Origin of the sequence: Cupriavidus necator, from assembly GCF_013141915.1 — a bacterium.
GTDB lineage: Bacteria > Pseudomonadota > Gammaproteobacteria > Burkholderiales > Burkholderiaceae > Cupriavidus > Cupriavidus necator_B.
Genome location: NZ_SROX01000007.1, coordinates 165,391 through 179,096, shown reverse-complemented (window position 1 = coordinate 179,096; position 13,706 = coordinate 165,391). Strand labels below are relative to the sequence as shown.

Sequence of the window (13,706 nt, the reverse complement as noted above, 5' to 3'; positions counted from 1 at the left end):
TGGAGGAGACTATGAAACTGAACCATTGGGGCGGCATCGGCCGCAGGTCCGGCGCTGCCGGCTTGCTGCTGGCCTGCCTGTCGGGACCCGCCGCCGTGCGCGCAGCGCCGTCCGAGGCGGACGCGGAAGCCCCGGCCGACAGCGTGACGAGCCCGGAGAACTACAGCTTCCGCCTGGGCGGCTATGCCCGTGCATGGACCTCGTTCAATCTGCAGGACCCGCCGGAAACGTCTCGCAACGACCGCTTCTCGCCGTCGATGGCGCGCGGCTCGCTGTTGCTGAACGCCGATGCCAAGACCGGTCCCGTTGCCTGGAAGGTGGTCGGGCGCGCGGACCAGGAGTACAAGACCTCCTATCTGCGCGACCTGCAGAACCTGAACCGGCAGAACTCGCCGGGCGGCCCCGGCAGCAGCCTGATGGACGAGTACAACCAGGCCGAGCTGCGCGAGTACTACGCGGATTTCTCGCCGCTGGACCGCGTGAGCTTGCGCATCGGCAAGCAACAGGTGGTGTGGGGCGAAACCGACTTCTTCCGTGCGCTCGACCTGGTCAACGGCTTCGACTATCGCTGGCGCTCGTTCCTCGAGCGCGAGGGCGATGAACTGCGCAAGCCGCTGTTCCTGGTCAAGGCCAAGGTCGACGTACCGGAGGCCGATGGCAGCCTGCAACTGCTGTTCCGGCCCGGCATCGACCGCTTGCGCGACGTCGGCAACAGCTACGACCTGTATGGTGGCCGCTGGGCGGGCCAGCCCTACAAGGGCGTCGACTTCCTGGCGCCGGGGGCGCTGAACTACAACTACCGTGCGCCAGGCGCTGACGTCAGCGACAAGACCTGGGGCATGCGCTGGGAGGGCATTGCCGGACCCGTCAACTATTCGCTCGCCTACCTGAAGACCTTCAACAACGACCCGGTCGTCAATTCGGCGTTCGCCCCGGCGGGGTCGACGCCGACCGGGGCGCTCGGCGATTTCATCTTCCCCAAGATCGACCTGTTCGGCGCCACCGTCAGCGGCTACGTGCCGGCGATCGATTCCGTGCTGAGCACCGAACTGGTCTATACGCGCAATACGCCGTACAACGTCGGCACCAACTTCTTCGGCGGGGCGCTGCCGGGTTTCGGCGGGATCATCAAGAAGGACCTGGTCACCACCATGGTCCGCATCGACAAGAACCTGAACCTGACGCGGCTGCTCGGCACCAGCAGGCCATCTTTTTTCTCGGTGCAGGTGTTCGACAAATGGATCCAGAACTACAAGCGCTCGGATGACATCGTCAACATGGTCGGTTATGGCAGGCCCGCGAACCAGCATTCGACCATTGCCACCGTCATCCTGGGCCTGAACTACAAGAACGACAAGATCAATCCCCAGCTGGCGGCCGGCGCCTCGCTGCAAGGTGGCGGCGGCTTCCTGATCCCCAGCGTCGAGTTCGTCTATGGCGACCACTGGCGGCTGGTGCTGGAGGCCGATCTCTTTTTCTCGAAGCACAAGCGGCAGCCACGCCAGATCGAAAGCGCGACCGGCCTGTTCGGCTCGTTTGCCAACAATGACCAATTCGTCGCTCGCCTGACGCGACAGTTCTAAGCAGGAGACCCACCAATGCATAGCATCAGGAATACTCTCGCGCTCTGCGCGATCGCAGCACTCGGCGTTACCGCGCACATCGCGCGCGCGGCGGAGTTGCCCGCTGGCACCGTGATCGACAAAGCCAACATCGACAAGGTCAAGGCCGACACCTTTGACGGGCATACCATCGCCAGCCTGCTGACCGACAAGCTGGAGTGGCAGATCCGCAATACCGGCCTGAAGATCCCGCTGGGCCATGCCAAGCCCGTGCAACTGGACCCCAAGTACCTCGAGGCGACGAAGAAAAACGCAGGCAAGGCGGCGTTCGACGAGAAGACGCGCGAGGTGACCGGCTGGGTCGCCGGCGTGCCGTTTCCGGACGTGAACCAGAACGATGCGTTCGCGGGCGACAAGCTGATCTGGAACTTCTATTACGCGTCGCCGGAAGGCGATGTCATCAACAACAAGGCCACGTTCCTGATGATCAGCGGGGACAAGGGCCTGGAGTCGACCCAGGACTGGGTGTTCCAGCGCTTCTACATGAAAGGGCGGCTCAGTGGCGACCAGCCCGTGCTGGGTGACGGCAGCATCCTGAGCAAGACGCTGTTTGCGGCGACAGCGCCGGAAGACATCCGTGGGCTCGGCACCTTCACCATCCGCTACGACAGCCCCAAGCTCGAGGACAGCTGGGCGTACATCAAGTCGGCCCGCCGCACCCGCCGCCTGTCCGGCGGCGCGTGGATGGATCCGGTCGGTGGTCTGGACGTGCTGAACGACGACATCTATGTGTGGAATGCGCGACCCTCGTGGTATCCGAAGATCAAGCTGGTCGGCCGTCGCTGGATCCTGGCGATCTCGGACGCCAAGCTCGGCTATAACCCATCGAAGAAGGGCACGCCCGAGGCGTGGAAGACGGTGGACCTGAGCAACCCGCCGTACTGGAACCCGGTGCAGACCTGGCAGCCGCGCGAGGTCTGGGTCATCGAAGGCACGCCGCCGACCGAGCATCCCTACGGCAAGAAGGTGGTCTACATGGACGTGAACTACCCGCGCGTCTACATGGGCGAAGCGTACGACAAGAAGGGCGAATTCTGGAAGTTCATCAACTTCCACATGACGCCGTCGGTGGGCGAGGACGGCACCCGGTACTCATCCTCGGTCCAGGGCGACATCATCGACTTCAAGGCCCGCCACGCTTCCATCTACCTGTTCCGGGGCTACAAGCTCAACGAGGCGAAGATCAAGGAAACCGACATGAGCTACAGCGCGCTCGAGTCGATCGCGAAGTAGCGCCAGGCAGCACCCCGCAGCGTGCAGCGCGCGCCGGCTGCCTGCCGGCGCGCCCGTTCCCGAATCAAGGAGAAGGACGGACACCATGGAAACCAGACCCATGACCGACGAACAGCGCAAGGCGATTGCGTTGGAGTATTTCCGCCGCATGGACCGCGGCGAGAGCGTGGTCGAATTATTCGACGAGCACGCCACGCTGTACTTCCCGAAGTGGGGGGTGGCGCGCGGGCGCACCCGCATCGCAGCGCTGTTCAGCGACCTGATGGGGATCCTCGAATCGGTGAGCCACGACATCGCCCATGCCAATGTGATCCAGCAGGGCGACATGGTCGTGGTCGAGGGCACCTCCAGCGGCACGATGAAGTCGGGCGCGTCGTGGCGGGCCGGCGTGACCCATGCCGGCCACTGGTGCGATGTCTTCGAGATCCGCGACTTCCGCATCCAGCGATGCTATGTGTACCTGGACCCGGACTATGGCGACGAGGACACGGGGCGGTATCCGTGGCTGCCCCGCCAGGGCGGGCCCGGCGTGCGCAACTGAGCCGCCACGGCCTGGCGGCGCGGCGCCCGGGCAGCTCGCCTTGCACCGCGGCACCGGAGCGGTGCCGCACGCGACCGCCTGGCTATGGCTGGCTTACCGCTTGCCGTCCTTCGCGTAAACGCGCTCCCCAGCCACCCACGTTTCCAGCACCTGCGTCTTCCAGATATCCGCCGGCTTTACCTTGAACAGGTCCTGGTCGACCAGGATAAAGTCCGCCCACTTGCCCGGCTCGAGCGAGCCCAGCGTTTTCTCCTGATGCTCGGCGTAGGCCGCATCCAGCGTGAAGGCGCGGAAGGCCTGTGGCAGGGTCATGGCTTCTTCCGGATGCCAGCCGTGGATGGGGCGGCCTTCATGGTCGGTGCGGGTGACTGCCGCGTGCAGGCCATAGAATGGATTGGCCGATTCCACCGGGAAGTCCGAGCCGCCGGCGATCACGGTGCCTTGCCTGAGCAGCGTCTGCCAGGCATACGCGCCCTTGATGCGGTCCTTGCCGACGCGGTCTTCGGCCATGTTCATGTCGCTGGTGGCGTGCGTGGGCTGCATCGACGCGATCAGGTCCAGGGCCTTGAAGCGCGGGATGTCCGGCAGCGCGATCACCTGGGCATGCTCCACGCGGTTGCGCAGAGCGCGCCCGCCCACGTCCTTGTACGCCGCTTCCATGGCGTCCAGCACCTGGTGGTTGGTGGCGTCGCCGATGGCGTGGATGTTGACCTGGTAGCCGGCCTGGATCGCGGTCTTGACTGCGGCCTGCATGGCGGCATCGCTCATGAACAGCAGGCCGCTGTGCACGTGGTCGTCCGAGTACGGTGCCATCAGCGCCGCGCCACGGCTGCCGAGCGCGCCGTCGCCGTACAGCTTGACCGCGCGCAGGTAGTAGCGGTCATTGCCATAGCCCGACAGCGGCCCCTTGGCCGACAGCGCCTTGAAGTCGTCGCCGGTGTCGCGGATCATGCCGTAGATGCGGGCGGTCAGCTTGCCCTGGTCGGCGAACTCGCGGTAGATCCGGTCTTCGGCGACGGTCACGCCAGCGTCGCCCGCCGCGGTCAGGCCGAGCGCGTTCATATGCGCCAAGGCGGCGGCCAGCGCGGCGCGGCGATCGTCGTCGCTATACGGCGGGATCACGTTGTTGACCAGTGCCATGGCCTTGTCGACCAGCACGCCGGTGGGGTTGCCGCTGGCATCGCGCTCGATGCGCCCGCCGGCCGGATCTTTGGTGTCGCGTGTGATGCCGGCCAGCTGCAGCGCCCTGGTGTTGAGCCATGCGGCGTGGCCGTCGACGCGCACCAGCCGCACCGGGCGGTCCGACACCGCGGCGTCAAGCTCCGCCGCCGTCGGGAAGCGGCCCAGCTTCCAGTTGACCTGGGTCCAGCCATAGCCCAGCAGCCACTGGCGCTGCCGGTTCTTGTCGCCATAAGCGCGGATCATGTCCTGCGCCTCGGCCAGCGTGCGCGTGCCCGACAGCGAGATCTCGGTGGTCTTGAAACCCAGGCGGAACACATGGCCGTGGGCGTCGATCAGGCCCGGCAGCAGGGTCTTGCCCTGGCCGTCGATGCGCTGCGCGCCGGGATACTGCGCACGCAGGGCGGCGGCCTCGCCGGTGGCCAGCACCTTGCCCTGGTCGAACACCAGGCCGGTGAAGCGGGTGACCTGGTCCTGCTGCAGGGTGTAGCCCTGCACCGACTCCACCAGCGTGGGCGCGGCGTGCGCGGGCAGGCTCAGTGCCATGCCGGCGCCCAGCGCCAGCATGGTCATGCGGTTTGCCTTCTTCAAAGCGATGCTCCTTGTTGTTGTGCTTGTTGTTTTTTTACTGCTTCATGAAGCGCCCGGGAACGGCGCTTATTCACCGGTTGCCGGTGCGACGGCGGGCGCCGGCATGGCGTCGTCGCCCCTGGCCGGCAGCGCGGGGAATTCCATCTCGGCATAGGGCACGAAGCGCGTCTTGCGCGCGATGCGGTAGCCCAGCCAGATCAGCAGGAAGATCGGAATGCCGATGTAGGTGGCGGCCACGCTGACCCAGTCGATCTTGCCGCTGGTAAAGGCCTGGTAGTTCTGGCCCAGCGTGACGACCAGGCATAGCGCAAAGGCAAAGACCGGGCCGTAGGGAAAGAACGGCGAGCGATAGGGCAGCCGGTCCAGGTCCAGCCCCTGCGCGACAAAGCCCTTGCGGAAGCGGTAATGGCTGACGGCGATGCCGAGCCAGGCAATGAAGCCGGTCATGCCCGACAGGTTCAGTAGCCACAGGTACACCGACTTGCTTTCGAACAATGAGGTCAGGAAGCACAGCGCGCCGACCGCGGTGGTGGCCAGCAGCGCCACCAGCGGTACGCCGTTGCGTGTCAGCCGGGCAAACACGCGCGGCGCGCGGCCCTCGGTGGCCAGGTTGTACAGCATGCGGGTCGAGGCATACATGCCGGAGTTGCCCGCTGACAGCACGGCGGTCAGGATCACCGCGTTCATCACGCCGGCGGCAAAGGCCAGGCCCGCATGGCGGAACACCAGCGTGAACGGGCTGATGCCCACGGTTTGCACGTCGCTCTTGAGCAGGCTGGGGTCGGTGTAGGGAATCAGGATGCCGATGATCAGGATCGCCAGCACGTAGAACAGCAGGATGCGCCAGAACACCTGGCGCACCGCGCGCGGGATGTTCTTCGCCGGATCGGCCGACTCGCCGGCGGCAACGCCGATCAGCTCGGTGCCCTGGAACGAGAAGCCGGCGATCATGGCCACGCCGATCAGCGCGGGGAACCCGCCGACGAAGGGCGCATCGCCGGCGGTCAGGTTGGCCAGCCCGGGGCTGGCCGCCATGTCGCCGCGCAGGATGCCGAAGATCATCAGCGTGCCGATGCCGATAAAGGCGATCACCGTCACCACCTTGACCAGCGCGCACCAGTATTCGGCCTCGCCGAAGCCGCGTACCGAGATGGCGTTGAGCGCGAACATCAAGCCGAGAAACAGCCCGCTCCACAGCACGCCGGGTGTGTCCGGGAACCAGTACTGCATCACCAGCTGGGCCGCGGCCAGTTCCACCGCGATGGTCACCGCCCAGTTGTACCAGTAGTTCCAGCCCAGCGCGAAGCCGAAGCCCTCGTCGACATAGCGCGCGCCATAGGTGGCGAACGAGCCCGACACCGGCATATAGGCCGCCAGCTCGCCCAGGCTGGTCATCAGGAAATAGACCATCGCGCCAATCAGGATATAGGCGGCCAGCGCGCCGCCGGGCCCGGCTTGCGCGATGGTGGCGCCCGACGCCACGAACAGCCCCGTGCCGATGGAGCCGCCGATGGCGATCATGGTGAGATGGCGCGCGCGCAGGGTGCGGCGCAAGGCGGGCGCCGGCGCGCCGGCGGAGGAAGGCTGGGAAGGTTGGGTCGACATCGGGATCCGGTCTGGGCGCGCGCCCTGCGCTGCAAGGCAAGGCGAAGGGCGGCGCAGGCGCGCAACGATGCCGGCAGCGCCGGGCGGCTGCAAGCTGCGCCACGCCGCCAGCCGCACGGGCGGCGACAGATGCCGCAAGGCCTCCTCCCGGTGCTACCGGCCGGTATATTGGCCCGCATCATAAGAGAAATCGCTGTGCAGGGAAAGCCGCTGCCCGCCGGCTGTGGCCGAGCGCCGCTGGGCGAAGTGCCGCCGCCGCCGCCGCGCCATGGCCTGCCCGCCGGACCTGCGGCGGTGTAGGACAAACTCCCGGCACGGACAGGAATGGCACCGCTGCCGATGCCGCCGCCCGCGGTATATCTTGCGAAATAGCAGGCGCTGCACGCCGGCCGGTGTGAGGAACCGGCCCATCCCCGTTCCTTCATTCACTGGTGCAGGGAGACTGACGGATGTTCCAGACGCACAGCGATGTTCCGTTTGACGCCCCGCGGCCGGCGCCCGCACGGGGTGCCGGCGCCGGCTGGTGCCGGCGCGCGGGCCGGCTGGCCGCCATCGCGCTGGCCGGTCTGCTCGGCATCGCCGTGCTGGGCGGTTGCGCCAGCCTGCCGGCGCAGGCGGAGCGCACCCCGTCGAGCGCGCCGGCCAACACCAACGACACACCGCTGGGCAAGGTGCTGGCGCCGCGCCTGGCCAAGCGCCCGGGCGAGTCGCTGTTCTATCCGCTGCAGTCCGGGCCCGACGCGCTGGCGGCGCGGCTGGCGATGGCGCGCGCGGCGCAACGCAGCCTGGACCTGCAGACCTATATCTTCGAGCCGACCGGCACCGGCGCGGCCGTGCTGGGCGACATCCTCGACGCGGCCGACCGCGGCGTGCGCGTGCGGATGCTGCTCGACGACATGCACACCGGCGGCCTCGACAAGATCCTGTCGGCGATCGATTCGCATCCCAATGTCGAAGTCCGCCTGTTCAACCCGTTTGCCAACCGCAGCGTGCGCTGGCTGGAAATGCTGACGGGTTTCAAGCGCCTTGACCGGCGCATGCACAACAAGTCGATGACGGTGGACAACCAGATCACGCTGCTGGGGGGGCGCAATGTCGGCGACGCGTACTTCTCGGCACGCACCGACATGGACTTCAGCGACCTCGACGTGCTGGTTGCGGGGCCGGCGGTGCCGCAGGTGTCCGCGGTGTTCGACGAGTACTGGAACGACGCGTCGTCCTACCCCGTGGTGGCGCTGATCCCGGCGGGCAAGGAAGCGCCGGTGGAAATGCGCAACCTGCGCAAGCGGCTGGAGGCGCGCGGCGACCAGGCCGTGGCCAGCCCCTACGTGCAGGAGCTGCTGGATTCGGGTCTGGCCAAGGGCATCGAGAGCGGCCACATGCCCGGCTATTCGGGCAAGGCGGTGGTGGTGTCCGACAAGGCCGCCAAGATCACGCACCGGACCAATGACGACCCCGGTGACGCCACCGCCCGGCTGGAGAAGATGATCAGCGGCGCGCAGAGGGAAGTGCTGCTGATCTCGCCCTACTTCGTGCCCGACGACGACGGCGAAGCCTGGCTGATCGCGCTGGCCCGGCGCGGCGTGCGCGTGCGCATCCTGACCAACTCGTTTGAAGCCACCGACGTCAGCCCGGTGCACGCGGGCTATGCGCCGCACCGCCAGGCGCTGGTGGCGGCCGGCGTCGAGCTCTATGAGCTTAAGCCCAGCGCCTATGCCGAGCTGGCCAACCGCGGCAAGGCCGCGCGCGGGTCGCGCTCGCGCGCCTGGCTCTCGTCCAGCCGCGCCAGCCTGCACGCCAAGAACTACATCGTCGACCGGCGCCTGGTCTTTATCGGCTCGCTCAACATGGACCCGCGCTCGGCCAGGCTGAATACCGAGATGGGGGTGGTGCTCGACAGCCCGGCACTGGCCGAACGCATGATCAAGTCCACCGAGGACGTTCTGCTCGACATGGCTTACCGCGTCGGGCTGCAGACCGATGGCGACGGGGGCAATCCGCGCCTGACCTGGACCACGCGCGAGAAAGGGCAGCTGGTGGTGTACGCCAGCGAGCCCGGCATGGGCCCGCTGCAACACCTGGGGATCGGCGTGTTGCGCGTGCTCCCGATCAAGGAAGAGCTGTAAAGCCGGCCCGGCGCGCGGCCGGCGGCTTTCCTGAATCTCGGTTTGGGAGTATTTTTTCCGGCACCGTTGCTCCCCTCGAGAGGACTTCCATGAAAGCTGCAGTGCTGCATCAACCCAGGACGCCGCTGGTGATCGAAGACGTGGCGATCGGCAAGCCCGGGCCGCGCGAAGTGCTGGTGCGCACCGCCGCCGTCGGCGTGTGCCACTCGGACCTGCACTTCGTGGACGGCGCGTACCCACACCCGCTGCCCACCATCCCGGGCCACGAGGCCGCCGGCGTGGTCGAGCAGGTCGGCGCCGAGGTGCGCACGGTCAAGCCCGGCGATCACGTCATCACCTGCCTGTCAGCCTACTGCGGCCATTGCGAGCATTGCCTGACCGGCCACCTGTCGCTGTGCACCGAACCCGATACCCGCCGCCGCGAAGACGAGGCGCCGCGCCTGGTGGCCCCGCATGGCAAGGCCATGCACCAGTTCCTGAACCTGTCGGCTTTCGCCGAGCAGATGCTGATCCATGAGCACGCGCTGGTCGCAATCCGGCGCGACATGCCGCTGGACCGCGCCGCGCTGATCGGGTGCGCGGTCACCACCGGCATGGGTGCCGTGATCCATACCGCCCGGGTGCAGCCGGGCGAGACCGTCGCCGTGATCGGCTGCGGCGGCATCGGCCTGGCCACGGTCAACAGCGCCGCCATTGCCGGCGCCGGCCGCATCATCGCCATCGACCGCGTGCCCGGCAAGCTTCAGCTGGCGCGCGAGTTCGGCGCGACCGACGTGATCGACGCCAGCGATGGCAATGTGCTGGACGCGGTGCGCACCCTGACCGGCGGCGGCGTGCACCACGCCTTCGAAGCCATCGGCCTGAAGGAAACCACCGAGCAGGCCTTTGCCATGCTGCGCCGCGGCGGCACCGCCACGGTGATCGGCATGATCGCGCCGGGGGTCAAGATCGAGCTGAAGGGCAGCGATTTCCTGGGCGAGAAGCGCATCCAGGGCTCGCTGATGGGCTCCAACCGCTTCCCGGTGGACATGCCGCGCATGGTGGATTTCTACATGGCCGGCCGCCTGCACCTGGACGCGTTGATCGCGCAGCGGCTGCCGCTGGCGCGCATCAACGATGCCTTCGACGAACTGCGCCGCGGCGAACTGGCGCGCTCGGTGATCCTGTTCGACTAGGCACCCATCCGGGCCGATGCACCAGCGCCGGCCCTGTGGGACAATCGCGGCGCACCGCAATCACGAGGCGCCGCATGAAGACCGTCGAATGGAAGGACTGGGAGATTTTCTGCCGCGTGGTGGAAGGCGGCGGCTTTACCCAGGGCGCGGAACTCGCCGAGGTGCCCAAGTCTTCCGCCAGCGCCGCGGTGGCGCGGCTCGAAAGCCAGCTTGGGGTGCGCCTGTTCGAGCGCACCACGCGCCGCGTGCGCGTGACCGAGCGCGGCCAGCGGCTCTATGAGCGCGTAGCGCCGCTGTTTGCCGAACTGCATGAAATCAGCGCCGAGGCCGCCTCGGACAGCGCCGAAGTCAGCGGCCTGCTGCGCATCTCCACGCCGTATGAAGTCGGCTCGCAACACTTGTCAGAAAGCCTGACGCGCGTGCTGCGTGCCCACCCGGGCCTGCGCGTGCAGGTTGACGTCAGCTGGGACCAGCCCGACCTGATCCGCCACGGCTACGACCTGGCCTTCGTGATGACCGACACCGCGCTGCACGACACCTCGTTTGCCAGCAAGCGGGTGGTGCTGGTCGAGCGCGCCTTTTATGCCGCGCCGACGCTGATCAAGGCGCGCGGGCTGCCGCGCACGCCACAGGACCTGCAGGGCTGGCCCACGCTGGGCAACGCCGACGACCGGCACTGGGAGTTCCTGCGTGATGGCGTGGAGATCGCCCGCATGGAGGTCGCGCCGCGCATCAGCACCCATAACGCCGAGCTGCGGCTCAAGGCGGCGCTCGACGGGCTGGGTGTGACGCGGCTGTCGCCGCGCTTCGTGCAGGATGCGGTGGCGCAGGGGCAGCTGGTGCGCGTGCTGCCGGCCTACGCCTCGTCGCCGCTGAAGGTCTATGTCCTCATGCCGGCGCGCAAGCTGATGCCGGCGAGCGTGCGGGTGCTGCTGGACATGCTGGAGCAGACCTTGGGCGTGCCCGAGACGCGGCGCCCCGCGGGCCGGCGGCGCGAGAGTGCGTAGGCGCTGCGCGCTCCACGCACGCCATGCAACACGCCGGGGCCGCGGTCAATAAGGCTGATCCGCCGGCCGCACCTCGAAGCGCAGGATCTCGGCCAGGTCCAGCATCTCTTCGTCGTCCTCGCTGCGCGTGATCCAGCCGCCGTAGGCGTCGCCGCCGGTGTCCCAGTTCCACAGCGTATAGCCGGCCACGCGCAGCTGGTTGTGCGCCAGCTCCATCAGCTCCGGCACGCTGGTGCTCTCCAGGAAGGCTTCGTCCTCGGGGTCGTCGGTGCCCCAGTCGAGTTCCAGGTCCATCCGCTCGCACAGCTGGTTCAGGCAGCCGATCAAGGACTGCGCATCCTTCCAGTCGACAAAGAACCCCGACTGCCAGTCGATGACCTCGCGCACCACCCACAGCAGCTCGGGGCCTTCGGTGTCGTCGTCCTCGGCATCGAGCAGCGCATCTTCGAACATCGACAGCTGCGCCGCGGTCTGGGCGCTGTCGCCCAGGTTGATCAGGGCGAAGAAACGCGCGATCGCGTCCTGCGACTCGTCATCCAGCGGTGTGGCCATCTTTTTTCTCCCGGTTGCCGCGGCATGCTAGGCCGCGATGCGGATGATCTCGCGTTGGCCGGCCGGTGTCACGCGCAGCGCGCGCGAGGTGCGCATGGGCTCGATCCAGCCCCGCCCCAGCAGGCTGCCCAGCAGCGCCGCGCCCAGTGCGCCGCCCAGGTGCGGCTTGCGCTCGCTCCAGTCCGGGCAGGTACAGGCGAACTGCCGCCGCTTGCGGCGCGCGGCATCCACATCCACGCCCAGCCGCGCCAGCGCCTGCGCGCCGTCGCCGCTGAGTTCGACGCGCTGCCCGTCCAGCATCAGCCAGCGGGATTGCGTCATGCGCTCGAACAGGCCGACTGCCAGCTCGCCCGCGAGATGGTCATAGCAGGTGCGCGCCTGGCGCAGCGCCGGCGGTGCGGTGCGCGACACCGGCACCGCCCGCAGCCGCGGCGGCTGGCTCGCCACCGACGCCGACGCCAGCGCCTCGATCGCCACGCCGATCTCCGGCGTCGCCAGCCGGTAATAGCGGTTGCGCCCGCGCGTCTCGGCCACCAGCAGGCCGCCTTCGGACAGCCGCGCCAGGTGCCCGCTGGTGGAAGACGCCGACAGGCCGGCGATCAACGCCAGCTCTCCCGCCGGGCGCGCGCTGCCGTCCATCAGCGCCCACAGCATGGCGGCGCGGCCGGGATCGGCGAGCAGGCTGGCGAGGTGGCTGATGCCGGGGGTGTAATCCATGGTTTGGCGTGGGCTGAAGGGAATCATGCGCAGTATAGGCAAGGTTGGCCTCGCTCGCCGTGATGGCCAAAACGCCGCAACGAGCCGGTCACTACCGCGCTGGCGCAACCGCTACGGCCGGCCGCCGGGCGGGAACTCCCTTGCCAATGAGAAAGGCCTCCGCGGAGGCACCGCGAAGGCTTTCACTCAGCGCAAATGACGCCTCGGATCCCTTATGCGGCGACGCTCTGTCCGGTGCCGACGCCCATCGCGGCCAGGACTTCGCCAATTGCCTTTACCGCCCCGGGGATGCCGGCGTCGCCGAAATGGCCGATGCATCCGACGCGGAAGGTCTCGATCTCGGTCAGCTTGCCCGGATACAGGATGTAGCCGCGCTGCTTGACAGCCTGATAGAAGGTCTTGAAGTCGTAGCGCGGGTCGGCGGGCGCGTGGAACGTGACGATGATCGGTGCCTGCACCTTGCGATCGAGGTAGGGCTTGATGCCAAGCGCTTCCATGCCATCCACCAGCAACGCGCAGTTGCGCGTGTAGCGGGCGCCGCGTGCCGGGAGTCCGCCTTCTTCCACATACTGCTGGAGCGCCTGGTCAAGCGCCGCGACCACGTGCGTCGGCGGCGTGAAGCGCCACTGCGTGGTGCGTTCCATGTATCGCCACTGGTCGTAGAGGTCGAGCGACAGCGAGGGGCTGTTGCCTTCGCAGCGTTCCAGCGCGACGCGGCGCACGATGACGAAGCCCATGCCCGGCACCCCTTCCAGGCATTTGCCCGAGGCGGCAATGACGGCGTCGAACGGCGTGGCGCGGGCGTCGATGTCGATCGCACCGAACGAGCTCATGGCATCGACGATCAGTCCGCGCCCGTGCCGGGCCACCACCTGGGCGATCTGCTCGAGCGGATTGAGCACGCCGGTGCCGGTTTCGCAGTGGACCACGGCGACGTGGGTGATGGACGGGTCCGCCGCCAGCCTACGGTCGATGTCCGCGGCCCGCATCGGGCGGTCCTCGGCATACTCGATGGTGGACAGGCGCCGGCCGATCGTCTTGCAGATCCTGGCGATGCGCTGGCAGTAGGCGCCGTTCACAGGCACCAGCACATGGCCGTCACGCGGCACCAGCGTGCCGATGGCGGCCTCCACGGAAAAGGTACCGCTGCCTTGCAGCGGCACGCATTCGTGCGTGCCTTGCCCATGCACGATCGCAAGTACCTGCTGGCGAATGCGGCCGGTAATGGCGTTGAAGTCAGTGTCCCACGAGCCCCAGTCGCGCAGCATGGCCTCGCGGGTGCGGTCGGAGGTTGTGAGGGGGCCGGGAGTGAGAAGAATGGGGTAGGGCGTGGCGGTCATGGTGTCTCCTGATGGCGG

The 13,706-nt window shown here is 67.8% G+C and carries 11 protein-coding genes; 6 read left to right on the top strand and 5 right to left on the bottom strand.

From position 1 onward, the window contains the following. Positions 1-11: 11 nt before the first annotated feature. The 3 genes from E5S69_RS15465 (at position 12) to E5S69_RS15455 (ending at position 3,396) form a co-directional block, all read left to right on the top strand. A complete protein-coding gene (locus E5S69_RS15465; RefSeq protein ID WP_171515523.1) occupies positions 12-1,583 on the top strand; it encodes a DUF1302 family protein in 1,572 nt (523 codons plus the stop codon). A 15-nt stretch (positions 1,584-1,598) separates the two neighbouring features. After that, a complete protein-coding gene (locus tag E5S69_RS15460; protein WP_171515522.1) occupies positions 1,599-2,855 on the top strand; it encodes a DUF1329 domain-containing protein in 1,257 nt (418 codons plus the stop codon). An 85-nt stretch (positions 2,856-2,940) separates the two neighbouring features. Beyond that, positions 2,941-3,396, top strand: a complete 456-nt coding sequence (locus E5S69_RS15455; RefSeq protein WP_171515521.1) for a nuclear transport factor 2 family protein — start codon at positions 2,941-2,943, stop codon at positions 3,394-3,396. A gap of 93 nt (positions 3,397-3,489) precedes the next feature. Here E5S69_RS15455 and E5S69_RS15450 read toward each other — a convergent pair whose 3' ends face one another. Beyond that, positions 3,490-5,148, bottom strand: a complete 1,659-nt coding sequence (locus E5S69_RS15450; RefSeq protein ID WP_423766643.1) for an amidohydrolase — start codon at positions 5,146-5,148, stop codon at positions 3,490-3,492. An 84-nt stretch (positions 5,149-5,232) separates the two neighbouring features. Beyond that, positions 5,233-6,771 (bottom strand): amino acid permease, encoded by a 1,539-nt coding sequence (locus E5S69_RS15445; protein WP_171515519.1) that lies wholly within the window; start codon positions 6,769-6,771, stop codon positions 5,233-5,235. Between the two features lie 449 nt (positions 6,772-7,220). Here E5S69_RS15445 and E5S69_RS15440 point away from each other — a divergent pair, with 449 nt between their 5' ends. From E5S69_RS15440 to E5S69_RS15430, 3 genes are all read left to right on the top strand, one after another. Beyond that, positions 7,221-8,897: a phospholipase D family protein gene (locus tag E5S69_RS15440; protein ID WP_171515518.1), complete on the top strand. Its 1,677-nt coding sequence runs from the start codon at positions 7,221-7,223 to the stop codon at positions 8,895-8,897. An 89-nt stretch (positions 8,898-8,986) separates the two neighbouring features. After that, positions 8,987-10,072 carry a Zn-dependent alcohol dehydrogenase gene (locus E5S69_RS15435; protein ID WP_171515517.1) on the top strand — a complete coding sequence of 362 codons (1,086 nt, stop codon included), beginning with the start codon at positions 8,987-8,989 and terminating at the stop codon, positions 10,070-10,072. A 74-nt stretch (positions 10,073-10,146) separates the two neighbouring features. Beyond that, a complete protein-coding gene (locus E5S69_RS15430; RefSeq protein ID WP_171515516.1) occupies positions 10,147-11,079 on the top strand; it encodes a LysR family transcriptional regulator in 933 nt (310 codons plus the stop codon). 45 nt (positions 11,080-11,124) lie between these two features. On the opposite strand, the gene E5S69_RS15425 is transcribed toward E5S69_RS15430, so the two are convergent. From E5S69_RS15425 to E5S69_RS15415, 3 genes are all read right to left on the bottom strand, one after another. Then, the gene (locus E5S69_RS15425; RefSeq protein WP_171515515.1) at positions 11,125-11,631 is read right to left on the bottom strand and encodes a DUF6630 family protein; all 507 of its coding nucleotides are present in this window, start codon (positions 11,629-11,631) and stop codon (positions 11,125-11,127) included. Between the two features lie 27 nt (positions 11,632-11,658). Further along, complete coding sequence (locus tag E5S69_RS15420) at positions 11,659-12,348, bottom strand: ArsR/SmtB family transcription factor (RefSeq protein WP_171515514.1); 690 nt, start codon at positions 12,346-12,348, stop codon at positions 11,659-11,661. Positions 12,349-12,560: 212 nt separating this feature from the next. Beyond that, a complete protein-coding gene (locus E5S69_RS15415) occupies positions 12,561-13,688 on the bottom strand; it encodes a 2-aminoethylphosphonate--pyruvate transaminase (protein WP_171515513.1) in 1,128 nt (375 codons plus the stop codon). Positions 13,689-13,706: the final 18 nt, after the last annotated feature.

What these genes read in the sequence shown, in the direction of transcription:
- E5S69_RS15455 (WP_171515521.1), top strand. Translation starts at nt 2,941, where the DNA reads ATGGAAACCAGACCCATGACCGACGAACAGCGCAAGGCGATTGCGTTG.
- E5S69_RS15415 (WP_171515513.1), bottom strand. Translation starts at nt 13,688, where the DNA reads ATGACCGCCACGCCCTACCCCATTCTTCTCACTCCCGGCCCCCTCACA.
- E5S69_RS15465 (WP_171515523.1), top strand. Translation starts at nt 12, where the DNA reads ATGAAACTGAACCATTGGGGCGGCATCGGCCGCAGGTCCGGCGCTGCC.
- E5S69_RS15445 (WP_171515519.1), bottom strand. Translation starts at nt 6,771, where the DNA reads ATGTCGACCCAACCTTCCCAGCCTTCCTCCGCCGGCGCGCCGGCGCCC.
- E5S69_RS15430 (WP_171515516.1), top strand. Translation starts at nt 10,147, where the DNA reads ATGAAGACCGTCGAATGGAAGGACTGGGAGATTTTCTGCCGCGTGGTG.
- E5S69_RS15435 (WP_171515517.1), top strand. Translation starts at nt 8,987, where the DNA reads ATGAAAGCTGCAGTGCTGCATCAACCCAGGACGCCGCTGGTGATCGAA.
- E5S69_RS15420 (WP_171515514.1), bottom strand. Translation starts at nt 12,348, where the DNA reads ATGGATTACACCCCCGGCATCAGCCACCTCGCCAGCCTGCTCGCCGAT.
- E5S69_RS15450 (WP_423766643.1), bottom strand. Translation starts at nt 5,148, where the DNA reads ATGACCATGCTGGCGCTGGGCGCCGGCATGGCACTGAGCCTGCCCGCG.
- E5S69_RS15460 (WP_171515522.1), top strand. Translation starts at nt 1,599, where the DNA reads ATGCATAGCATCAGGAATACTCTCGCGCTCTGCGCGATCGCAGCACTC.
- E5S69_RS15440 (WP_171515518.1), top strand. Translation starts at nt 7,221, where the DNA reads ATGTTCCAGACGCACAGCGATGTTCCGTTTGACGCCCCGCGGCCGGCG.
- E5S69_RS15425 (WP_171515515.1), bottom strand. Translation starts at nt 11,631, where the DNA reads ATGGCCACACCGCTGGATGACGAGTCGCAGGACGCGATCGCGCGTTTC.